Source organism: Mesorhizobium oxytropidicola, from assembly GCF_056174625.1.
The window spans coordinates 5,879,881-5,903,119 of sequence record NZ_CM149692.1; the positions used below are offsets into that span (position 1 = coordinate 5,879,881).

The window sequence follows — 23,239 nt, forward strand, 5'->3', positions numbered from 1 at the left end:
ATGGAGAAATTGCAATGAAATCAATGGTCATGTGCGCTTTGGCGCTTTCCATCGGATTGCCGGCTGTCGCGTCGGCGGCCCAAACCGACGTAATCATCAAGACCCACCACCGTCACCACAGCAACGTCAAGATCATCAACGAGGACGGCCAGCGTCTGCATCACCGCCACCACGGCACCGTCGCGTTCTACGATCACGGCCGCCGGCACCATCGTCCGGATACCGTCATCGTCACGGGCGCCGTCTCCACCCATCATCGCCACCACCACCCCGTGGTGATCGAAAACAACGGCTATTGATCGACGCCGCAGGCCCGGCTCCTTGCAGCCGGGCCTGCCTGCAAAAAACTGAAATTTGGTTGCTGATCTGGCACACCGATACAGGCATCACCGACGACCCGTCGTTTGAATACGACACCATTCAGCCCGTCCGAAAGGGTCGCAGAATCTCACTTCGTTGGCAGGATGCCCTCTAGACATTTAGGGTTCGCTCGCCACACGGACGCTACGAGCGAACCCTATCGGCGCAGGAAGGGACGTAGCTGCGCCAATCTGCAAATCCATTCGTGCTCGATCTCTCGGATGGTCAGCTATGGGTCATTCCAATCGCCATGAAAGTGATGGCCACCGCAAAGATCAGTGCGAGCAACCAGCGCGCTTGGCCAACACTCTTGTCCATCAATTTCCTCCTGACGTGCGGTGGACAACGGCTGCGAACAGTGGCCGTTCCGAACAGCACCACAGGTAAGACCATTGCATTTTGCGGCCGGACTAAAGTCTGGGGTTCCACCGGACCGAAGCCCAGCCAGGGAACGTTTGCGCTGCGGCCCTGTTCGGTTGCTGGACCCGAAGATAATCAGATGAGCGGAAGTGGATGAACGTCACCATGTCTAACATTGAGGCCATAAGATCCGATGCCTTGGGAACGCGCGTAGCGGACCTTAGGACCAGAATGCAGCATGCCCGAATTACCATGAGCGAAATGAAGACCTTCCAAAGGGTCGCGGCCATGATGGAGGACGGACGGGGCAGCATTGACCATGACGATTTGATCGTTACCGACACGTTGCTCGACAAGAAAACGCCCTGAGACCATGCGGACAATCAGCAAGCTTTTTGATTCCCATGCTGAGCAGCCCGGGTTGCTGGAGAACTGGTGGCGGTCGGTGTTCCTCGCGTTCAGATTGCCATTATCGGGCCCTACCGGGACGAAGTCACAGTTCTGAGGTCCCCGAGTGTCATCCTTGGTACGGTCGGTGCGGCATTGGCCTGCCTGAGCGCCATGGCCGTTTGCGGCGTCAGTCCTATTGCGGCAGGACTACCGGCAACAGCACTGGTTTGCGCGGTCTGTGCCGGCGGGTTGCTCGGCGCATTCATCACCCCTGCGGCAATGCCGAATGATCGGAGCGTTGCCGACGGGATCGTCTTGGTGACGGCGCATGTTGATGAAAATGCAACCGACATCGTCCAAGCAGTGCTCGGCGGTTGCACTCCCACCGCATTCATCGCCGAAGCAGCATGAGAATTCTAGACTGGATAAAGGGTGCGGGACGAAGGCGGGTTGCCACAACCAGTTCGAGCCGCCGAAAGTGCGCCCCTAGGCGACGAAAAGCCGCCCCGGCATCAACCGAGACGACTCTCTCCGTTTCCAGTGATTGAATTTAGACACTCGACGGATACCAACTTCGAGTGGCCGAGAACGTTCCCATATCGGCTGGAAATCCCTGTATGTTCACGCGCCCACAGGGTTCTGTCGCGAGCGCATCTTTGACGAAATAATCGTCGGCTCCAGATGGTTCGGTGGGTATGATGAAGCCGGTGAAACTGGCGAGCCGGATGTGGACATGAATTTGATCTCAACGACAGCCTCGGCAACGGTTCTTGTGATTGCGATGTTTCTCGTTACCGGTTGCTCGTCGATCGGCAGGACGGTCGATCCCGCAAAATACGACAGCATGAGCTGTACCGAGCTCAACAGCGCGCTGGGCGAAAACGCCGGCGAGATCTCGCAAACCGCGATCACCCGCGGCAAGGTCGCCAACACCGCTGTTCCGCGCTGGCTGCTTGGTGGCTCGCGCGTGAAAACAGTGGTGGCCAACCGCGAAACAGCCAGGATCGACCGGCTGAAACAGCAGCAGGATGCCATTGCCGCTGCGCGAGCACGCAAGTGCCCGAAATCAGCGGGCTAAGCGAACAGTCCCGATGATTGCCTTACCTGATGTGACGTCTCACGCGCTCAGCCGGAACCGCGTCACATCGATCGCCGCGGCCATCAGCGTCTGCGTGTAGACGTGCTGCGGATTGCTGAAGATCGCCTCGGTCGGCCCCTCTTCGACGATCTTGCCCTGCTTCATGACGATGATGTAGTCGGCCGTGGCGCGTACGACCGAAAGATCGTGGCTGATGAACAGGTAGGACAGTTCGTGGTCGGCCTGCAGCTTGCGCAACAGCTCGACGATCTGTTTCTGCACCGAGCGGTCGAGCGCCGAGGTCGGCTCGTCCAGCACGACCATTTTGGGCTTCAGGATCATGGCGCGGGCAATGGCGATGCGTTGCCGCTGGCCGCCGGAGAATTCGTGGGGGTAGCGGTTGCGGGCGTTGGGATCGAGGCCGACCTCGAGCAAGGCCTCGACCGCGCGCTGGTCGCGCTGCTTGCCCGAAAGATTGGGCTCATGAACCAGCAGCCCTTCGGTGATGACCTGGCCGACGGTCATGCGCGGCGACAGCGAGCCGAACGGGTCCTGGAAGACGAGCTGCATCTGGCGCCGCAGTGGCCGCATCTGCTGCCGGTCGGCGGAGGAAATGTCGCGATCGCCGAAACGGATAAGCCCATCGCTCGGCAGCAGCCGCAGCAAGGCGCGGCCGAGCGTCGATTTGCCCGAGCCGGATTCACCGACAATGCCGATGGTCTGATTGCGCTGCAGCCGGATCGAGATGTCATCGACGGCGCGCAGCATCAGCGGTTCGCCGGCCAGAAACCCGCCGCCGATCCTGAAGGTGACTTCGACATTCCTGCCTTCGAGCACCACGGGCGCATTGGCGGGCGGTGGCGCCTTGGTTCCCGTCGGCTCGGCCGCCAGCAACATTTTTGTATAGGCATGCTGCGGGTTGACGAAGATCGCCTCGGCGTCGCCCTCCTCGACGACCTCGCCCTGGCGCATGACATAGACCCGGTCGGCGAAGCGCCGGACGATGCCAAGGTCGTGGGTGATGAAGACGATCGCCATGCCGAGCTTGCGCTGCAGTTCGGCGAGAAGCATCAGGATCTGCGCCTGGATGGTCACGTCGAGCGCCGTGGTCGGCTCGTCGGCGATCAGTATGTCGGGGTCGTTGGCGAGCGCCATGGCGATCATCACGCGCTGGCGCTGGCCGCCGGACATTTCGTGCGGATAGGATTTCATCCGCCGCTCCGGATCGGGGATATGCACGAGCCGTAAGAGCTTGAGCGCTTCCTCGCGTGCCTCGGCGGCATTCAGGCCGCGATGCCGGCGGATCGGTTCGATCAGCTGGTTGCCGATCGAATAGAGCGGATCGAGCGAGGTCATCGGCTCCTGGAAGATCATGCTGATCTTGGCGCCGCGGACCTTGTTCAGGTCGGATTTGCTCAGTGTCAGCAGGTTGCGGCCGCGATAGTCGACATGGCCCGTAGCCTCACCGTTCGAGGCCAGCAGGCTCATCGCCGCCATCATCGTCTGGCTCTTGCCGGAGCCGGACTCGCCGACCACGGCAACGGTCTCGCCCGCATTGACGTGGATGTTGATGCCCTTCACCGCTTCGACCGCGCCGTCGAGCGTGCGGAAGCGGACGCGCAGGTCCTTGACGCTGAGGATCGTTTCGGGAGTGGCCATGTCAGCGATCCCCATCTTTATCGATCCCCCATCTCAGCGATCCCTTGGGTCAAGTGCGTCGCGCAGGCCGTCGCCGACGAAATTGAGCGCGAACAGCGTCGAGACGAGGAAGAAGGCGGGGAACAGAAGCAGCCAGTTGGCGGTGCCGATGTTCTTGGCGCCGACCGAAATCAGCACGCCCCAGCTGGTCATCGGCTCCTGCACGCCGAGGCCGAGGAACGACAGGAAACTCTCCAGGATGATGACCTGCGGCACCAGCAGCGTCATGTAGATCACCACCGGACCGAGCAGATTGGGGATGACATGGCGCAGCAGGATACCGCGCTGGCCGACACCCATGGCTTCGGCCGCCTGGACATATTCCTGGCGGCGGATCGACAATGCCTGGCCACGCACGATGCGCGCCATATCGAGCCACAGCACCGCACCCACGGCCAGGAACATCAGCACGAAGTTGCGGCCGAAGAACACCACCAGCATGATGACGAAGAAGATGAACGGCAAGGAATAGAGCACATCGACAATGCGCATCATCACCTCGTCGATCTTGCCGCCGGAAAAGCCGGCGGCAGCACCATAGATGACGCCAATCACCACCGCCACGACGCCGGCGAGCAGGCCGATGGCGAGCGAGATGCGCCCGGCCATCAGCGTGCGCGAGAGGAGATCGCGGCCGGTGTTGTCGGTGCCGAACAGGAAATATTGCTGCTTGACCGACGTGCTCATCGTCACTTCGAGCCCGTCGGCCGACTTGCTCTCGATCTTGGTGTCGTCAAAGGCATCGGAACGGTCGAGGTAGCGGATGTTGCGATCATCGATCGGCTTGGTCGAGGTGACGGTGACCGTGACGTGGCTGCCTTCCTGATGCCACTCCTTGAGATCGACCCGCATGCGCTTGATGGCATCCGTGAGTGCCCCCTGAATCATGTCGGCCTTCGGATAGGCCGACAGGCTTGGCGGCATGCGGACATAGTCGGCATAGATCGTCGTGTACTGATGCGGCACGAACCAGGGGCCGAACACACTGACAATCCCGATCAAAGCGAGGTAATAGAGGCTGAACATGGCGGCGCGGTTGGCCTTTAGGCGCGCCCAGGCGTCGCCCCAGAGCGAGCGGCCAACGATGGCAGGAGCAGTGGCTGCGATGTCAGTCATAGCGCACCCTCGGGTCGACGACCGCGTACATGACGTCGACGATCAGGTTGAAGATGATGGTGAAGATGGCGATCACCACCACCGTCCCCATCACCAGCGTATAATCGCGGTTGAGCGCGGCATCGACGAAATAGCGGCCGACGCCGGGGATGGAGAAGATCGTCTCGACGATGACCGACCCGGTCAAAAGGGCGGCCGCCGCCGGGCCGGTGAATGAGACGATCGGCAGAATGGCGCCGCGCAAGGCGTGCTTGACCACCACCGACCAGTCCGAGAGGCCGAGCGCGCGTGCCGTGCGGATATGGTGAGAGCGCAACGATTCAATCATCGAGCCGCGCATCAGGCGGGCAACGATGGCGATCTGCGGCAGAGCCAGCGTCAGCACCGGGCCGACCTTGTTGATGAAGGCGCCGTCACCCCAGCCGCCGATCGGCAAAAGCTTCCAGGTCAGCCCGAACAGGAGCTGGATCACCGGCGCGATGACAAAGGTGGGGATAGTGCTGCCGGCCGTCGCCAGCGCAATCACCGTATAGTCGCCAAGCTTGTTCTGGTTGAGCGCGGCAATGGTGCCAAGCACGCTGCCAAGCAGCAGCGCCAGGATCAGCGCCGAGGCACCGAGCTGGACGGAAATGGGCAGGCCCTTGGCAAACAGTTCGGTCACGGTGAAGTCCGGCATATTGTAGCTCGGGCCGAAATTGCCGCGCAGGAGATTGCCGAGATAGTGGACATATTGCAGCCAGAGCGGATCGTTGAGGCCGAACTGGGCTTCAAGGTTGGCCTTGATCTCGGGGCTCAGCCCACGCTCCTGGTTGAATGGGCCGCCTGGCGCGACGCGCATCAGGAAGAACGCCATCGTCACGATGACGAACAGCGTCGGTATGGCGGTCAAAAGCCGCCGGAATACGTATCGCAGCATCGGTGCCCCACTTGATCCGGAACACGCCCATCCAGTTGGACGATTGTGCTCCAGCCTTCAAATCTTCGCACCGGATTTTCCGAAAATCGCTTCCGCTTCCCGGCCGATGCGATGGCAAACCAGCACCGCCGCGCCTCTCAGAGCGCGGCGGCTTGGCCAGGGATCAGTCCTTGCTGACGAAGCGCGACGGATGGACATCCATCACATTGTCGACGAAGCCATGCAGCTTCGAGGACACGATGTCGTGGTAGCTGTAGTAGAGAAGCGGGATCTGGCCGACATCGTCGACGAGGATGCGCTCGGCCTCGGAGAGTTCCTTCATGCGCTCTTCGGGCTTGCCGCCGGCGGCGGCCGCCTTGTCCATGGCCGCTTCGTAGGCCGGGCTGTTGTAGTTCGAGTAGTTGTTGCCGCTCGCCTTGCGTGAGATGCCGAGGAAGGTTTCCGGATCCTTGTAGTCGGCGATCCAGGCGGCACGCGCCACGTCATAGTCGCCCTTCTGCTCGAGGAAGGAGTAGTGGGTCTTGGTGTCGGTGTTGAGCAGCGTGACGTCGACGCCGAGCGGCTTCAGCTGTTCCTGGATGGCGACCGCAGTGTTCTTGTGGTTCTCCGAGGTGTTGTAACGGATTTCCATCTTCAGCGGATGTTCGGGCGTATAGCCAAGTTTCTCGAGGATCTTCTTGGCCGCGTCCTCGCGGTCGATCTGCGGCATCTCGGCATATTTGGCCATTGCCGGCGTGTAGCCCTCGATGCCGGGAGGCACCATCGAGTAGCCGGGCAGCATCGAGTTCTGCCAGACCTTTTCGGCGATGAAGTCGCGGTCGATTGCCATCGAGATGGCGTTGCGCAGCTCAGGGTTGTTCCACGGCGCCTTGTCGGTCTTGATCGCGTAGTAATAGGTGCCGAGATACGGGCCGACATGGATCTGGTCGCCGAACTTGGTCTTGAGGTCGGCAAGCTGTTCGGTCGGCAGATCGTCATAGCTGTCGAGTTCGCCGGCCTCGAAGCGCTTCATCGCCGAGGAGCGGTCTTCGGTCGGGATGTAGTTGACCACGTCGAACTTGACGGTCGCTGCGTCCCAGAATTTCGGATTCTCGACCAGCTTCATGTGGTCGTTGGGAACCCATTCGGCCAGCGTATAGGCGCCGTTCGAAACAAGCTTGCCGGGCTTGATCCAGTCGGCGCCCAGCTTTTCGATCGAAGCCTTGCTGACCGGATAGGTCGCCTGGTGGGTCAGCATCTCCAGGAAGTACGGCGTCGGCGCCTTCAGCGTCACTTCCAGGGTGTTGGCGTCGATCGCCTTGACGCCCATGTCCTCGGGCTTGCCCTTCTTGGTGTTGAAATCCTCCGCACCCTTCACCGGATACAGCATCGAGGCGTATTCGGCGCCGGTCGCCGGATCTTCCAGCCGATGGAAGGCGTAGACGAAGTCGTCCGCCGTCACCGGGCTGCCGTCCGACCACATGCCGTCCTTGCGCAGCTTGAAGGTGTAGACGGTGCCGTCATCCGATACCGTCCAGCTTTCGGCGGCGCCCGGAATGAGGTTGGCCTTCTCGTCCTGCATGACCAGGCCCTGGAACAGGTCGCGCAGCACATTGGCTTCATAGACCGTCGAGGTCTTGTGCGGGTCGACCGATTCCGATTCGGCGGCGGTGCCTCTGTTGTAGACGGTCTCGGCGAAAGCCGGCGTGTAGAATGCGCCGGCGGCGACCGCCATCGTGGTGGCGAATACCGTCGCCTTCAGCATGTTTTTCAGCATGAAGTTCTCCCTGTCGGCGCTGCCGTTGGCGCGCCTTTTCGTGTTGACGCCCCGGAACCGATGCCTGGTTCCTTTGAGCGCGCCGCCGGTTCCCTCCGGCAGCTGGTGGCAGGAGACTAGACAGGAGGTAAGCTCTTTTCAACCGAGTACTGATTGACCCTAAGTCAATCCTCAGAATCGAAGAAGCAACGGCTAAATTAGAGCGGCATTTTCAATCACACACATCCCCAGGTTGTGCCTGGAGTTTTCGCTTTCTGCATGCGAACTTTGGCATGCTATTCGCATGGTTCAGAACCTCATTTCCCGGGTCCGAAGGCGCGCGTTCCGAACAGACAATTCGGGAACTTCCGCGGTCGAGTTCGCTCTGCTATCGCCGCTTTTTATCCTTCTTCTACTCGGAATGGTTGCGTACGGCATTTATTTTGGCGCTGCCAACTCTATACAGCAAATTGCGGCGGATGCCGCGCGAACGGCCATCGCCGGGTTGAACCAGACCGAGCGGCAGACGCTGGTGGCCAGCTACCTTACCAACAATGCCGGCGGATATCCGTTCGTGGACGCCAGCAAACTGACCTACCAGGCCAATGACAGCGTGGCTGATGGAAGCCAGTTCGTGGTGTCCATTTCGTACGATGCCCGCAACCTGCCGATCTGGAACCTGTTCCCGGGCATAGCCATGCCGGGGACCACGATCACGCGCCAGTCGACGATCAGGGTCGGGGGTATCTGAATGTTGCTGCGCACGCGCACGATGGTCGCCCGGATCGCCCAGCGTCTGCTGGCCGACAAGAAGGCGAACTTCGCCGTCATGACGGCCCTGAGCGCGCCGGTCGCGCTGGCGCTGGCCGCGGTGGCGATCGACGAGGCCTCAATCTACTCCGAACGCCGGCAAGCCCAGGCGATGGTCGATCTGGCAGCGATCACCGCTGCCTCGAACATCAACAATGTCAACACGGCGGTCGTCACCACGCTCACCGACAACGGCATGCCGGGCGTCGTCGTTCAAGCCCCGGGCCAGACCATTGCCCCAGCCATCGGGAAGACGGTGGTGACGGTCACGCAGGGCCGATATGCCTCGTCGACCACCAATGTCACCCAGCGCTTCCAGGCGGGCGTGACACCGTACAATGCGGTGCGTGTCACGCTGACGAAAATCCCTGCCCGCTATTTCGCGAGCTCGCTCATCCCTAGTCCGGTCATCGGCACCCAAGCCACCGCCAGCATGACGCCGCAGGCGACTTTCTCGGTCGGATCGAGACTGCTCAGCGTCAATGGCGGCATCCTCAACGCTTTGCTGAGTGGACTTCTCGGCGGCAACATCTCGCTCAGCGTCATGGACTATAACGGGCTGATCTCGGCCGATGTCAGCGTGCTTTCCTTCGTCAGTGCGCTCGCCACACAACTGAACATCACGGCCGGCACCTATTCGGACGTGCTGGCCTCGAAGGCAACAGTCGGCCAGATCGCCACGGCCATGGCCAATGTTCCCGGCCTCGGCAATACGGCCAAGGTTGCCCTGCAAACCATCGCCTCCAAGTCGACCAGCACGGTCAAGATCCCGCTCAGCAGTCTTATCGACCTCGGTTCCGTCGGCAGCCTGGGCCTCGGTCAACAGCCGTCCGGCCTCGGCGTCGACGCAAGCGCCATGGGTATGCTGACCGCCGCCGCCGTGCTGGCGAACGGCACCAACCAGGCCGCGGTCAATCTCGGCGCCACCATCCCGGGGCTGCTCAACACCCAGCTCAGCATCGCCATTGGCCAGCCGGCGCAATCTTCGCCCTGGCTGGCGATCGATGGCATCGGCACTACCGTGCGGACCGCCCAGACGCGCATCAAACTTACGGCCTCCGTCGGTGTCGGCACGCCCGGCCTCGGCGGCGGCATCAGCCTGCTGGCCGTCAATCTGCCGCTCAACGTGGAAGTCGCCTATGCCGAAGCGAAGCTGACCGACATCACCTGTCCGACAGGGCCTTCCAGCATCAGCGTTTCCATCGCCGCGCACCCCGGCATTGCGCAGTTGAACCTCGCCAACAGCAACAATCCCTCCGGCTTTGCCGATTTTAGCCAGCCGCAGACCTTCACCGACGCCGAGATCGCCGATGTAAGCCTCCATCTGCTGCTGATCAACATTCCCTTGATCCAGGTGATGGGTTCGGCCGCGACCGCGATCACCAACAACAGCCCGCAAACCTTGACTTTCAACGCGACCGACATCGCCAACAAGACGGTGAAGACCGTTTCGACGCGCAACATCTCGCAGTCGCTCACCACTTCGCTGGTCAACAACCTATCGCTTTCGGCCAACGTGCTTGGTCTCGGCATCGATCTCACCGCCCTGCTCGGAACGGTCAAGCCGGCGGTGGTGACCCTGCTCAACAGTGTAACGGCGCCCGTCGACGACTTGCTCTACAATGTGCTGTCAGCCCTGGGTGTCGGTGTTGGCCAGGCCGACGTGCGTGTCACCGGAGCGACCTGCGGACGGGCGGTGCTTGTACAGTAGGCATTTGTGGCCAGGCGGATCGCCCGGCCGAAAGACGGGCAAACCGTCAGTCGAGCCGACCAAGGAAGCAACCGAGAGCCGGCAGCGAGAGCGCTTCCTCCTCAACAGCAGTGCCGCCATCCAAGACAGGCGCGACGGCGTCGATGTCCGGCGGCAACGGCCAATCCGCCGGTTCTCCAGCGAAATTGAAGACGCAGAGCAGCCTCTGCCCACCGCCTTCACGGATGAAGGCGAGCACGTCGCCCTCGGCGTCGAGAAAGCGAATCGAACCGCTGACCAGCGCTGGATGGCGCCTGCGCAAGGCAAGCGTCGAGCGGTAGGCGGACAGCACCGATTGCTCGTTGTCGTTCTGCACATCGGCCGCGCGGGCGCGATGGCTGGCCGGGACCGGCAGCCAGGGCTTGGCCGTCGAGAAACCCGCATTGTCGGCACCAGCCTCCCAGACCATCGGCGTGCGGCACCCATCCCTGCCCTTCACACCGGGCCAGAAGCGGATGCCGACGGGATCGCGCAGATCCTCATAGGCAAGCTCCGCCTCCTCCAGGCCGAGTTCCTCGCCCTGATAGAGGCAGATCGAGCCGCGCAGGCAAGCGAGCAGCATGATCGAGAATCTGGCCACCGCGTCGGCATCGCCGTCCGGCCCGGTCCAGCGGCTGACATGGCGCACCACATCATGATTGGAGAACGCCCAGCAGACCCAGCCGTCGGCGACCGCATGCTCGAAGGCCTGGACGCAGCCGCGCACATGCGCCGCCGAAAACTGCGCGCCGAGCAGATCAAAGGTGTAGCACATCTGCAGCTTGTCGCCGCCGGACGTGTAGGCGGCCAGCGTCTGCAGCGAGCGGCCCTCATCGCCGATTTCGCCGACGGCGGCGCGGTCCTCATACTCGTCAAGCAGCGCGCGGAAGCGCCTGAGGAAGGCCAGGTTTTCCGGCTGCGTCTTGTCGAACAGATGCTCCTGGTAGAGGTAGGTATTGGTCTCGCTGTTGGTGCCGGCGACGCTCGACGCCAAGGGCGGATTGCTGCGCAGCCAGCGGTCGTGGACATAGTAATTGACCGTGTCGAGGCGGAAACCGTCGACGCCACGCTCCAGCCAGAAGCGCACCGTGTCGAGCAGCGCATCCTGGACGTCTGGATTGTGGAAATTCAGGTCGGGCTGCGAGGCGAGGAAATTGTGCATGTAATATTGCCGGCGGGTCGAATCCCACTCCCAGGCCGGGCCGCCGAAGACGGACAGCCAGTTGTTGGGCGCGTTGCCGTCGGGCTTCGTATCGGCCCAGACGTACCAGTCGGCCTTGGGATTGTCACGGCTGGCGCGGCTTTCGACGAACCATTCGTGTTTGTCGGACGAGTGGGAAATCACCTGGTCGATGATGAGTTTCAGGCCGAGCCGGTGCGCCTCGGCGACCAGAGCGTCGAAATCCTCCAGCGTTCCGAACATCGGATCGACGTCGCGATAGTCCGAGACGTCATAGCCCATATCGGCCATCGGCGACTTGAAGAAGGGCGACAGCCAGACGGCATCGACGCCGAGCGAAGCGATATGGGCAAGCCGCGTGGTGATACCCCTGAGATCGCCGCTGCCGTCGCCGGTCGTATCCTGAAAGGAACGCGGATAGACCTGATAGATGGCGCAGCCGCGCCACCATTCAGCCCCCTGCCCGGCCCCCCGATCGGCATTGTTGTCGGCCATCACGAACCCTTCCTGGCGCGGCCCTTTGCGGTCCGGCGCTCGATCACGAAATTGACGCTGCGACCCGGCAGTGGCCGCGCAAGGTCGAGCGCCTGCGTTTTCGACCGCCGGCTGCCATCCGAACCCTTCCCGCACGGGCAAGGCGAAGACGCATTGGCGACGATCGCCGTTGATGATGATGGCAAGGCGGCCGCCGCCTGCATCGCCCAATAGCATGACGAGGCGGTGCCGTGCCGGGTCGTTCCAGTCCGCCTCGGCAAGCGGCATGCCGGTCTCGGTCAACCAGGCGACGTCGGGGATGCCTGTTGCATCGGCCGGCTCTCCTGTCAGGAAATGCGTGTCCGAGAAAGCCGGGACGGCACGACGAAGCATGCCGAGCGCCGATGCGTAGCGCTCCAGCGCCTGGTCGCGGCCGGCCCAGTCGAGCCAGGTGATGGCATTGTCCTGCGCGTAGGCGTTGTTGTTGCCCCGCTGCGTGCGGCCGAACTCGTCTCCGGCGGTCAGCATGATGGTGCCGCGCGAGGCGAACAGCGTGGCGAGCAGCGCACACTGATCGCCGAAGCGGGCATCGGCGATCGCCGCGTCGCCCGTCTCGCCCTCGGCGCCATTGTTCCACGACAGATTGTCGTTGTGGCCGTCGCGGTTCTGCTCGCCATTGGCCGCGTTGTGCTTGCGCTCATAGGCGACGATGTCGGCCAGCGTCATGCCGTCATGGGCGGCGATGAAATTGACCGTGCGACTGGCAGGCTGCCCTTCCCTGCCGAACACGTCGGACGAGCCCGCAAGCCGCGTGGCCAGCGCGCCGATCGCGCCCGCGTCACCACGCCAGAAGTGTCTGACGTCATCGCGGTAGCGGTCGTTCCATTCCAGATAGGGCGGGCGGAAATTGCCGAGCTGATAACCGTTCGGACCGATGTCCCAGGGCTCGGCGATCAGCACCCGGTCGGCCAGTATCGGATCACTTGCAATGGACTGAAGCAGCGGCGCGTCGGGCTCGAATGTGCCATCGACGCGGCCGAGCACGGGCGCGAGATCGAAGCGGAAACCGTCGACACAGGCGTGCCGAACGAAGTGGCGCAGCGTGTCCAGCACCATCTCGCGCACCACCGGATGATCGCAGGCAACCGTGTTGCCGGTGCCGGTGTCGTTGGCCAGGCGGCCGTCTGGCAATTGCCGGTAATACGCCTGCGCGTCGAGACCGCGCAGCGACAAAGTGGGGCCAAGCCGGTCGCTTTCGCCCGTGTGGTTGAAGACGAGATCGAGGATGGTGCCGATGCCGGCTTGACGCAGCGCGGCGACGGTGTCGCGCAATTCCTTGAGGCCGCCGGGCGCGAGACGCGGGTCAAGCGCCATGAAGGTGACGGGATTGTAGCCCCAGGCGTTGCTCAGGCCCAGCGGCGGCAGGTGCCGCTCGTCGATCGAGGCCGTCACCGGCATCAGTTCGACGGCCGACACGCCGAGCCGTTGCAGATGCTCGATGATGACAGGATGAGCAAGCGCCGCGATCGTACCGCGCTGCTCTTCCGGAATGTCTGGATGCAGTTTGGTGAAGGCGTGGATATTCAGCTCGTAGATCAGGCCGCCCGGACGAAACAGCGATGGCAGCACAGGAACTGTGGGCAAGACCTTCGCCACGGCCTTGGGCATCAGCGGCGCGGTGTCGGCGCCCTCGTTGCGTCGTGCGGCGAGTCGCCAGTGATAGACATAGGGCCGGTCGATTTCGACGGCGTAGGGATCGGCGAGCAGCTTGTTGGGATCGAACCACAGCCCGCGCTCGGGCGCATAGTCACCATCGGCGCGACAGCCGTACCGCGTGCCCGCGGCAAGGCCGGAGACGAAGAGCGCATGCACACCCTCGCCTTCCGGCTGCAGTTCCAGCCGGTCGAGTTCGCGGTTTCCCTGCCCGTCGAAGATAGAGACCCAGAGGCGACGGGCCGACGAGGACCAGGCGGCGAACCGGATGCCTTCTGGGGTGACGGTGGCGCCGAGTTGGGTCATGCGGGCTCCCCCTTCTCCCCTTGTGGGAGAAGGTGTCGCCGAAGGCGACGGATGAGGGGTGCTCCAGCTTGGCAAGGACGGCGATCCTTCGCGCACCCCTCATCCGTCTCGGCGCTGCGCGCCGATCCACCTTCTCCCACAAGGGGAGAAGGAAAGACGCGCACCGCCACCCTCAAGTAATCACGCTCGGCTTGTTGCGGCCGGTGTGGCTCTTGATGCCGGCAATGTCGTCGGCGGCGGCGATGAGGTCGGCGAGGGCTGCCTGCGTGTCGAGATCGTGCCTGGCCTTGTCCGGCTCGTAGCGCTCAATGTAGACGCGCAGTGTCGCGCCGGACGTGCCGGTGCCGGAAAGCCGGAAGACGACGCGCGAGCCGCCTTCGAACAGGATCCTGATGCCCTGATGTTCGCTGGTCGAGCCGTCGACCGGGTCGTGATAGGCGAAATCGTCAGCCTTGGCGATCTTCAGGCCGCGCACGCTGGTGCCGGGCAGCGAGCCGAGCTTGGCCCTGAGTTCGTCGACCAGCGCATTGGCGCGGTCGCTCTCGACCTCTTCATAGTCGTGGCGCGAATAGTAGTTGCGCCCATAAGCCGCCCAGTGCTCGGTGACCACCTGCTTGCAGCTTTCGCCGCGCGCGGCGAGGATGTTGAGCCACAACAGCACCGCCCACAGGCCGTCCTTTTCGCGCACATGGTTGGAGCCGGTGCCGGCGCTCTCCTCGCCGCAGATCGTCGCCATACCGGCATCGAGCAGATTGCCGAAGAACTTCCAGCCGGTCGGCGTCTCATAGATGCCGATGCCGAGCTTTTCGGCGACGCGGTCGGCCGCACCGCTGGTCGGCATCGAACGGGCGATGCCCTTCAGCCCGTCCTTGTAACCGGGCGCCAGGCGGGCATTGGCGGCGAGCATCGCCACCGAATCCGACGGGGTGACGAAAATGCCCTTGCCGATGATCAGATTGCGGTCGCCGTCACCGTCGGAAGCGGCACCGAAATCCGGCGCGTCCGGTCCCATCATCTCATCGTAGAGATGCTTGGCGTGGACCAGGTTCGGATCCGGGTGATGGCCGCCGAAATCCGGCAGTGGCTTGAAGTTGCGGCAGGTGCCGCTGGGCGCACCGAGCCGGTTTTCGAGGATTTCCTTGGCGTAGGGACCGGTCACCGCGTGCATGGCGTCAAAGCGCATGCGGAAGCCCGATTTGAACAGTTTGCGCAGCGCGTCGAAATCGAACAGGCTTTCCATCAGCTCGGCATAGTCGGCGACCGGGTCGATGATCTCGACCGTCATGCCCGCGGCCTTGACCGTACCGATCGTGTCGATGTCGATCGGATCGATATCTGATGTCTTGAAGCTCGAAATCGCCTTGGTCCTGGCGAAGATCGCGTCGGTCAGCTTTTCCGGCGCCGGGCCGCCATTGCCGGCATTGTACTTGATGCCGAAATCCTCATGCGGGCCGCCGGGATTGTGACTGGCCGACAGGATGATGCCGCCGAAGGTCTTGTATTTGCGGATGACATGCGAGGCGGCCGGCGTCGACAATATGCCGCCCTGCCCGACCATCACCTTGCCGAAGCCGTTGGCGGCCGCCATGGCGATGGCCTTCTGGATGACCTCGCGGTTGTAGAAACGGCCGTCGCCACCGATCACCAGGGTCTTGCCCTGGAAGCCATCCAGCGCGTCGAAGATCGACTGGATGAAGTTCTCGGCATAGTGCTCCTGCTGGAACACAGGCACCTTCTTGCGCAGGCCCGACGTGCCGGGCTTCTGGTCGGCATAGGGTTTGGTGGGGACGGTCCGTATCATGCTTCAGGCAACCCTTTTCGAAAGCAGCAGGCGATAGAGTTCGACGTATTTTTCCGCGCTTCGGTCCCACGACACGTCGGACTTCATGCCCTGGCGCTGGATGGTCTCGAAGGCCGCGGGGCTGGCGTAGGCATCGGCAAGGCGGCGTATGGCGTGCAGCATCGCACCGCCATTGTTGGGAGCGAACTGGAACCCGGTCGCCACGCCGGCCGCCATCGCCGCTTCGTTGGCGTCGATGATGGTGTCGGCAAGGCCGCCGGTGCGGGCGACAACCGGCACGCAGCCGTAGCGCAGGCCGTAAAGCTGCGTCAGTCCGCAGGGTTCGAAGCGTGACGGGATGATGATGGCGTCGCAGCCGCCCTGCATTGTGTGCGACAGCCCTTCATCATAGCCGACGACCACGCCGATGCGGCCACGGTGGCGCGCCGCAGCGGCAAGCAGCGCGCCTTCAAGGCCGGCGTCACCGGAGCCCAGTATGGCCAGCCGCGCGCCCGTCGCGACGACCCCGTCGATCACCGTCGCCAATATGTCCATGCCCTTCTGCCAGGTCAGCCGGCTGATGACACAGACGATCGGGCTGTCGTCGCGATCGAGGCCGAAACGCTCTTCAACGGCCGCCCTGTTCGGCGCCCGTGCCTTGAGCGTCGCGGCCGTATAGTCGACACCAGATGCTTGTCCGTCTCCGGATCCCAGATGGCGGTGTCGATGCCGTTGACGATGCCATAGAGATCGCTGGAGCGCATGTTGATCAAGCCATCGAGGCCCATGCCGAACTCCGGCGAGCGGATCTCCTGCGCATAGGTGGGGCTCACCGTGGTGATTGCCCAGGCGGCCTGCAGGCCGGCCTTGAGGAAGCCGACGCCGCCATAATATTCGACGCCGTCAAGCGCCATCGCCACCGCCGGCAGGCCAAGCTCGCCGAAAATGCCGGCGCCGAACTGGCCCTGGAAGGCGAGATTGTGGACGGTCATCATCGATGGGACGCCGACCGCCTTGCCGTAGCGCATATAGGCAAGCGTCATCGCCGACTGCCAGTCATGGGCGTGGACGACGTCAGGCTGATAGCCCGAGATGGCGCCGCCGGCGATATCGCCGCCAACCTGGCTCAGTGCTGCGAAACGCCGCCAATTGTCCGGCCAATCGGCGCCCGCAGCATTGCCGTAGGGGCCGCCCGGACGGTCGAAGAGATGCGGCGCGTCGAGCACGAACAGGTCGAGCCCGGCGATCTGCACGGCATGGATCGAAGCCTTGCCGCCCTGCAGCAGCGGATATTGGTAAACGGCCTTCTTTTTCTTGAAGGCGTCCATCACCACGGGAAAGCCGGGAATGAGCGTGCGCATGGTCACGCCCTTGGCAGCAAGCGCGATGGGCAGCGCGCCGGTTACGTCGGCAAGCCCGCCGGTTTTGATCAGCGGAAAAATCTCGGGCGTGACCGACAGAACCTGCATGCGTCTATGGTCCGATCCTGTCTACAGTTTCAGCTTGTCGATCATGTCCTGGGTAACCAGGCAGATGCCTTTTTCGGAAACGCGAAAACGCTTGGCGTCGAGAGCGGGGTCTTCGCCCACCACCAGCCCTTCCGGTATCCTAACACCATGGTCGATGACGACGCGCTTCAACTTTGCGTTCCGGCCGACATGAACGTCGGGCAGCATGACGACCTCTTCCAGCGTCGAATAGGAATTGATGCGGGCGCCGGTGAAGATCAGGCTCTTCTTCAGCGACGCGCCGGAGACGATGCAATCGCCCGAGACCAGCGAGGAAACGGCCGAGCCCCGCCGGCCATCCTCGTCATGGACGAATTTTGCCGGCGGCTTCAACTCGGCGTAGGTCCAGATCGGCCAGTCGCGGTCGTAGAGGTCGAGTTCCGGCGTCACGTCGGTGAGGTCGATATTGGCTTCCCAGTAGGCGTCGACGGTGCCGACATCGCGCCAATAGGCTTCGTTCTCGGCGGTCGAACGCACGCAGGACTTGGTGAAGCGGTGCGCGATCGCCTTACCGTGCTGGACGATATAGGGGATGATGTCCTTGCCGAAGTCACGGCTGGAGCCCGGCTCGGCGGCGTCGCGGCGCAACTGCTCCATCAGGAACTTGGTCTTGAAGACGTAGATGCCCATCGAGGCCAAAGCGAAGTCCGGATTGCCTGGAATGCCGGGCGGATCGGCGGGCTTTTCGACGAAGGCTATGATGTTGTCCTTGGCATCGACATGCATGACGCCGAAGCCGGTCGCTTCCATGCGCGGCACTTCGAGGCAGCCGACCGTGACGTCGGCGCCGGCGTCGACATGCTGACGCAGCATCAGCTCATAGTCCATCTTGTAGATGTGGTCGCCGGCGAGGATGACCATGTATTCCGGGCCATAGGCCTCGATGATGTCGATGTTCTGATAGACGGCGTCGGCCGTGCCTTCATACCACTGCGTTTCCGAGACACGCTGGCTGGCCGGCAGGATGTCGAAACTCTCGTTTCGTTCGGGCCGCAGGAAGTTCCAGCCGCGTTGCAAATGGCGGATCAGCGAATGCGCCTTGTACTGGGTGGCGACGCCAAGGCGGCGAATGCCCGAGTTCAGCGCATTGGAGAGCGCGAAATCGATGATGCGCGTCTTGCCGCCGAAATAGACCGCCGGCTTGGCGCGACGGTCCGTCAGTTCCTTGAGGCGGCTGCCACGGCCGCCGGCCAGTACATAGGCCATGGCATCGCGCGCCAGCGGCTGGGTCCGTTTCAAGTCTGCCATTTCTACCCTCCCAAGTTACTCAAGTCTCGCCATGGTCGGCCTTGCCGGGCTCAGTCGACAACGAGTTCAAGCATGATTGTCGACAGCGGCGGCAGAAGCATCGTTGCCGAGATGCTCTTGCCTTCCGCCCTTGCCTCGACCATGCCGCCATTGCCCATGCCGGAGCCGCCATATTCGGATGCGTCGGTGTTGATGATCTCGCGCCACTTGCCGGCCTTGGGCAGCGGCACGCGGTAATTGTCGCGCGGCACCGGCGTGAAGTTGGAGATGACCGCCACCGGGCTGCCGCCCGGCGCGTTGCGCACCCAGGCGAAAACCGAGTTCTGGCTGTCGTCGACGATCAGCCAGGAAAACCCTTCCGGTTCGCAGTCGCGGCCATGCAGCGCCGGGCGCGAGCGGTAGAGATAGTTGAGATCGCGCACCGTCTGCCAGACGCCGCGATGCGGGCGGAAATCGAGCAGGTTCCAGTCGAGCGCGCGCGCCTCGCTCCATTCGCGGCGCTGCGCGAACTCCTGTCCCATGAACAAGAGCTTCTTGCCGGGATAGCCCCACATGAACCCGTAATAGGCCCGCAAGGTCGCGAATTTCTGCCAGTCGTCGCCGGCCATCTTGCCCAGCAGCGTGCCTTTGCCGTGCACGACCTCGTCATGCGAAAGCGGCAGCACGAAATTCTCCGAGAAGGCGTAGGTCAGACCAAAGGTCAGGTCGTTATGGTGGTGCTTGCGGAAGATCGGCTCCTTGGCGAAATACTCCAGCGTGTCGTGCATGAAGCCCATGTTCCACTTGAAGCCGAAGCCCAGCCCGCCTTCATGCACCGGCGCCGAGACCTTCGGCCATGAGGTCGATTCCTCGGCGATGGTCATGACGCCGGGATGGTGGCCGTAGACCTCCTTGTTCATCTTCTGCAGGAAAGAGACCGCTTCGAGGTTTTCGCGGCCGCCCTTCTCGTTGGGGATCCATTCGCCGGCCTTGCGCGAATAGTCGAGGTAGAGCATCGAGGCGACCGCATCGACGCGCAAACCGTCGACATGATATTTCTCGGCCCAGAACAATGCGTTGTTGACGAGGAACGATATCACCTCGCGGCGGCCGAAATTGTAGATCGCGGTGTTCCAGTCGGGATGGAAGCCCTTGCGCGGGTCGGCATGCTCATAGAGCGCGGTGCCGTCGAAATGGGCCAGGCCATGCGCGTCGACCGGGAAATGCGCCGGCACCCAGTCGAGGATGACGCCGACGCCGGCGCGGTGCGCGCCATCGACGAAACGGGCAAAGCCGTCCGGATCGCCGAAGCGGGCCGACGGCGCATAAAGACCGGTCGTCTGATAACCCCATGACGGATCATAGGGATGTTCGGAGATCGGCATGAATTCGATGTGGGTGAAGCCGGTCTCGACCGCATAGGGGATCAGCCGGTCGGCCAGTTCGTCCCATGACAGGAACGTGCCGTCGTCGCGAAGCTGCCAGGAACCGGCATGGACTTCGTAGATCGAGATGGCTTCGCGGCGGTGATCGGCATTGCGCCAGAAATTGCGGTGCGCCTCATCGCCCCACTCATGCGCCGGCGGCACGGCAACGACAGAAGCCGTGGCCGGACGCAGTTCGGATTTGAACGCAAATGGGTCAGCCTTCAGCGGCAGCCTGACGCCGTCGGGGCCGATGATCTCGTATTTGTAGGGCCGCCCGGCGCCGATGTCGGGGATGAACACCTCCCAGATGCCGGTGTCGCGGCGATCGCGCATCGTGTGGCGGCGGCCATCCCAGTCGTTGAAATCGCCGACCACCGAGACGCGTTTTGCATTGGGCGCCCAGACGGCGAAATGCACGCCGGTGGCGCCTTCATGCTCGATGACATGCGCGCCAAGCTTGTCGAACAGCCTGAGATGCGATCCCTCGGCGATATAGTAGTCATCTAGAGGCCCGAGCACCGGGCCGAACGAATAGGGATCGGTCAGCCACCAGTCGCCGCCGGCATTGCGCGCATGGTAGCGCAGCGGCTGCCGCTTCTTGATCGTCAACTGCCCTTCGAAGAAGCCGGCATCGTCTCGCCTGGACAATTGACCGGCCTCGATGCCCGTCAGTGTATAGGCGGTGACGGTTTCGGCATGCGGAACGAAGCAACGGGCAAACAGGCTTTTGCCGACCTCATGGACACCGAGGACCGCAAACGAATCTCCATGCGTGCCGGCAACAATCGCCGCAACATCGCTGGCTGGCGCCAGTCCGTCCGGCCCGCTTGTCGCAGCGGTCGCGCGCGGCTTCCTCATCAGGCAGTGTCCCTCCCAGGGCACCAGGTGTTTGTTCTGGCGATGCGGGTTGGCAATCAACCCACGTCACCGGGACCACATTGTTCGTGGCCTCATGCAATCACATCAGGCAGGCACGTTCCAGATTTCTTTCGCGTATTGGCGGATCGTGCGATCGGACGAGAACCAGCCGACGCGCGCGACATTGCGGATTGCCCTGGCATACCAGTCCGGGCTGTTGCGCCAGACAGCGTCGACATCGCGTTGGGCGGCGGCGTAGGCATCGAAATCGGCCGCGACCATGAACCAGTCGCTGTCGTAGAGGCCGTTGATCAGGTCGCGGTAGCGATTGGGATCATCGGGCGAGAAGACGCCCGACGAAACAGCGGCCACGGCCTGCGCCAGTTCGGACGAGCCCTCGATCACGGCGCGCGGGTTGTAGCCATTGTTGCGCCGCTCGGCGACTTCGGCCGTCGTCAGGCCGAAGATGAAGATGTTGTCGTCGCCGACGCATTCCTTGATCTCGACATTGGCGCCGTCGAGCGTGCCGATGGTGAGCGCGCCGTTCAGCGCGAACTTCATGTTGCCGGTGCCCGACGCTTCCATGCCCGCGGTCGAGATCTGCTCCGACAGGTCGGCGGCCGGCATCATGATTTCGGCCAGGCTGACATTGTAGTTCGGCACGAACACCACTTTCAGCAAGCCACGCACCGCCGGATCACGGTTGATGACCTTGGCGACATCGTTGGCGAGTTTGATGATCAGCTTGGCATTGTGATAGCTGGGCGCCGCCTTGCCGCCGAAGAATTTCACGCGCGGCATCCAGTCGCGTTCGGGATGCGAACGGATCTGGTCGTAGAGCGCGATCGCCTCAAGGATGTTCAGGAGCTGACGCTTGTATTCATGGATGCGCTTGACCTGGATGTCGAACAACGCCGAAGGGTCGACCTTGATGCCGAGCCGGTCGGCGACGAGATTGGCCAGCCGCACCTTGTTCTGCCGCTTGACGCCCGCGAATTTTTCCCGGAACGCGCTGTCATCGGCAAAGCCCTCGAGCCCTTTGATGGCGTCGATGTCGTCGAGAAAGCGGTCACCGATCGCCTCACGGGCGAGCGAGGTCAGCCCAGGATTGCACTGGATCAGCCAACGCCGCGGCGTGATGCCGTTGGTCTTGTTGTTGATGCGATCGGGATAGAGCTTGTGCAGGTCGGCGAACACCGTTTCCTTCATCAACTCGGTATGCAGCGCCGAGACACCATTGATCGAGTGCGAGCCGACAAAGGCCAGGTTGCCCATGCGCACGCGGCGGTCGCCATTCTCCTGGATCAGCGAGATGCGGCTGATCTGCTCGTCCGAGAACTGGTCGGTGGCGCGCGCCTCCAGAAGCACCTGCGCGTTGATGGCGTAGACGATCTGCATATGGCGCGGCAAAAGCCGCTCGAACAGCGGCACCGGCCAGCTTTCCAGCGCCTCCGGAAGAAGCGTGTGGTTGGTGTAGCCGAAGGTGCGCTTGGTGATGTCCCAGGCGAGATCGAAGTCCATGCCGTGGACATCCATCAAGAGCCGCATCAGCTCCGGCACGGCGATCGCCGGGTGGGTGTCGTTGAGGTGGATCGCCGCCTTGTCGGGCAGCGACTTCAGGTCGCCATATTGGCTGAGATGGCGCTGCACGATGTCCTGCAGCGAGGCGGTGGAGAAGAAGTACTCCTGCCGCAGCCTGAGCTCCTGCCCGGCCATGTGGGAATCGGCGGGGTAAAGCACGCGCGACAGCGCGTCGGCCTTGTTGCTTTCGGCGAGCGCGCCAATGTGGTCGCCGGCATTGAACTTGTCGAGCAGGATCGGATCGACCGGCATGCCCGACCACAGCCGCAGCGTGTTGACGCGGTTGCCCCGCCAGCCGACGACAGGCGTGTCGTAGGCGACAGCAAGGACATGTTCGGTCGGCTTCCAGACGTGACGCTCGAGCCGGCCGTCCTTCGAGGTGATGGACTCCACCGAACCGCCGAAACCGACTTCGAAGGAGCGTTCGCGCCGTTCGAATTCCCAGGGGTTGCCGTGGTCGAGCCATGTCTCGGGCAGTTCGACCTGCCAGCCTCCCTGAATCTCCTGGCGGAACATGCCGTTGGCGTAGCGGATGCCGTAGCCATGCGCCGGAATGTCGACGGTCGCCATGCTTTCCATGAAGCAGGCAGCGAGCCGACCAAGGCCGCCATTGCCGAGCGCGGCATCGGGTTCGAGCGCAGCGATGAGATCGAGGTCGACGCCGAGCGACGACAGCGCCTCGCGCATATTGGCCATCAGGCCAAGATTGGAGAAGGCGTCACGCATCAGGCGGCCGATGAGGAACTCCAGCGACAAATAGTAGACGCGCTTTTCCTGCTGGTCGTAGGCCTCTTTCGTTGCCTGCATCCAGCGATCGACGATGCGGTCGCGCACGACCTTGATCGAAGCCGTCAGCCAGTCGTACTGGGTCGCGACGGTGGTGTCCTTGCCGACCCGGTATTTGAGGGCCACCAAGACTTCCCTTGCGAGCGTCTTCGGATCAGGATTTTCGAGCAGTGGAGGAAGGGTTTCGGATGTCATCGCGCGCGTCAT

General features: G+C 62.9%; 14 protein-coding genes and 2 pseudogenes. 5 read left to right on the forward strand and 11 right to left on the reverse strand.

Annotation, left to right across the window (positions count from 1 at the left end):
• Nucleotides 1-14 precede the first annotated feature (14 nt).
• The 3 genes from AC0V8S_RS29680 to AC0V8S_RS29690 all read left to right on the forward strand — a co-directional run bounded on the left by AC0V8S_RS29680 (nucleotide 15) and on the right by AC0V8S_RS29690 (nucleotide 2,188).
• Nucleotides 15-299 carry a hypothetical protein gene (locus AC0V8S_RS29680; RefSeq protein ID WP_183457626.1) on the forward strand — a complete coding sequence of 95 codons (285 nt, stop codon included), beginning with the start codon at nucleotides 15-17 and terminating at the stop codon, nucleotides 297-299.
• Nucleotides 300-1,155: 856 nt separating this feature from the next.
• Nucleotides 1,156-1,521 carry a hypothetical protein gene (locus tag AC0V8S_RS29685; protein ID WP_475435001.1) on the forward strand — a complete coding sequence of 122 codons (366 nt, stop codon included), beginning with the start codon at nucleotides 1,156-1,158 and terminating at the stop codon, nucleotides 1,519-1,521.
• 322 nt (nucleotides 1,522-1,843) lie between these two features.
• The gene (locus AC0V8S_RS29690; RefSeq protein WP_475435003.1) at nucleotides 1,844-2,188 is read left to right on the forward strand and encodes a hypothetical protein; all 345 of its coding nucleotides are present in this window, start codon (nucleotides 1,844-1,846) and stop codon (nucleotides 2,186-2,188) included.
• Between the two features lie 39 nt (nucleotides 2,189-2,227).
• Here the strand turns inward: AC0V8S_RS29690 and AC0V8S_RS29695 are convergent, their stop codons facing one another.
• From AC0V8S_RS29695 to AC0V8S_RS29710, 4 genes are all read right to left on the reverse strand, one after another.
• Nucleotides 2,228-3,847, reverse strand: coding sequence for an ABC transporter ATP-binding protein (locus AC0V8S_RS29695; protein WP_475435004.1), 1,620 nt, complete (start codon nucleotides 3,845-3,847; stop codon nucleotides 2,228-2,230).
• Nucleotides 3,848-3,880: 33 nt separating this feature from the next.
• Complete coding sequence (locus tag AC0V8S_RS29700) at nucleotides 3,881-5,002, reverse strand: ABC transporter permease (RefSeq protein ID WP_475435005.1); 1,122 nt, start codon at nucleotides 5,000-5,002, stop codon at nucleotides 3,881-3,883.
• Nucleotides 4,995-5,918, reverse strand: coding sequence for an ABC transporter permease subunit (locus AC0V8S_RS29705; RefSeq protein ID WP_095198585.1), 924 nt, complete (start codon nucleotides 5,916-5,918; stop codon nucleotides 4,995-4,997). The genes AC0V8S_RS29700 and AC0V8S_RS29705 overlap by 8 nt, the downstream gene beginning before the upstream one ends.
• 163 nt (nucleotides 5,919-6,081) lie before the next feature.
• Nucleotides 6,082-7,674 carry a peptide ABC transporter substrate-binding protein gene (locus tag AC0V8S_RS29710; protein ID WP_475435007.1) on the reverse strand — a complete coding sequence of 531 codons (1,593 nt, stop codon included), beginning with the start codon at nucleotides 7,672-7,674 and terminating at the stop codon, nucleotides 6,082-6,084.
• A 283-nt stretch (nucleotides 7,675-7,957) separates the two neighbouring features.
• Between AC0V8S_RS29710 and AC0V8S_RS29715 the strand changes: the two genes are divergently transcribed.
• Both AC0V8S_RS29715 and AC0V8S_RS29720 read left to right on the forward strand, forming a co-directional pair.
• A complete protein-coding gene (locus AC0V8S_RS29715; protein ID WP_096456137.1) occupies nucleotides 7,958-8,404 on the forward strand; it encodes a TadE/TadG family type IV pilus assembly protein in 447 nt (148 codons plus the stop codon).
• The gene (locus tag AC0V8S_RS29720) at nucleotides 8,405-10,174 is read left to right on the forward strand and encodes a hypothetical protein (RefSeq protein ID WP_475435009.1); all 1,770 of its coding nucleotides are present in this window, start codon (nucleotides 8,405-8,407) and stop codon (nucleotides 10,172-10,174) included.
• 46 nt (nucleotides 10,175-10,220) lie between these two features.
• Here the strand turns inward: AC0V8S_RS29720 and bglA are convergent, their stop codons facing one another.
• The 7 genes and pseudogenes from bglA to AC0V8S_RS29755 form a co-directional block, all read right to left on the reverse strand.
• Nucleotides 10,221-11,867 (reverse strand): beta-galactosidase BglA, encoded by a 1,647-nt coding sequence (gene bglA / locus AC0V8S_RS29725; protein WP_475435011.1) that lies wholly within the window; start codon nucleotides 11,865-11,867, stop codon nucleotides 10,221-10,223.
• Nucleotides 11,867-13,865, reverse strand: a pseudogene (gene glgX, locus AC0V8S_RS29730) (glycogen debranching protein GlgX). The gene bglA and the pseudogene glgX overlap by 1 nt, the downstream one beginning before the upstream one ends.
• A gap of 172 nt (nucleotides 13,866-14,037) precedes the next feature.
• Nucleotides 14,038-15,666 (reverse strand): alpha-D-glucose phosphate-specific phosphoglucomutase, encoded by a 1,629-nt coding sequence (locus AC0V8S_RS29735; RefSeq protein WP_475435012.1) that lies wholly within the window; start codon nucleotides 15,664-15,666, stop codon nucleotides 14,038-14,040.
• Nucleotides 15,667-15,669: 3 nt separating this feature from the next.
• Nucleotides 15,670-17,114 (reverse strand): annotated as a pseudogene (gene glgA / locus AC0V8S_RS29740) (glycogen synthase GlgA).
• Between the two features lie 21 nt (nucleotides 17,115-17,135).
• Nucleotides 17,136-18,401 (reverse strand): glucose-1-phosphate adenylyltransferase, encoded by a 1,266-nt coding sequence (gene glgC, locus AC0V8S_RS29745; protein ID WP_475435014.1) that lies wholly within the window; start codon nucleotides 18,399-18,401, stop codon nucleotides 17,136-17,138.
• Nucleotides 18,402-18,451: 50 nt separating this feature from the next.
• Nucleotides 18,452-20,665, reverse strand: coding sequence for a 1,4-alpha-glucan branching protein GlgB (gene glgB / locus AC0V8S_RS29750; protein ID WP_475435015.1), 2,214 nt, complete (start codon nucleotides 20,663-20,665; stop codon nucleotides 18,452-18,454).
• A 105-nt stretch (nucleotides 20,666-20,770) separates the two neighbouring features.
• Nucleotides 20,771-23,239, reverse strand: coding sequence for a glycogen/starch/alpha-glucan phosphorylase (locus AC0V8S_RS29755; protein WP_183457607.1), 2,469 nt, complete (start codon nucleotides 23,237-23,239; stop codon nucleotides 20,771-20,773).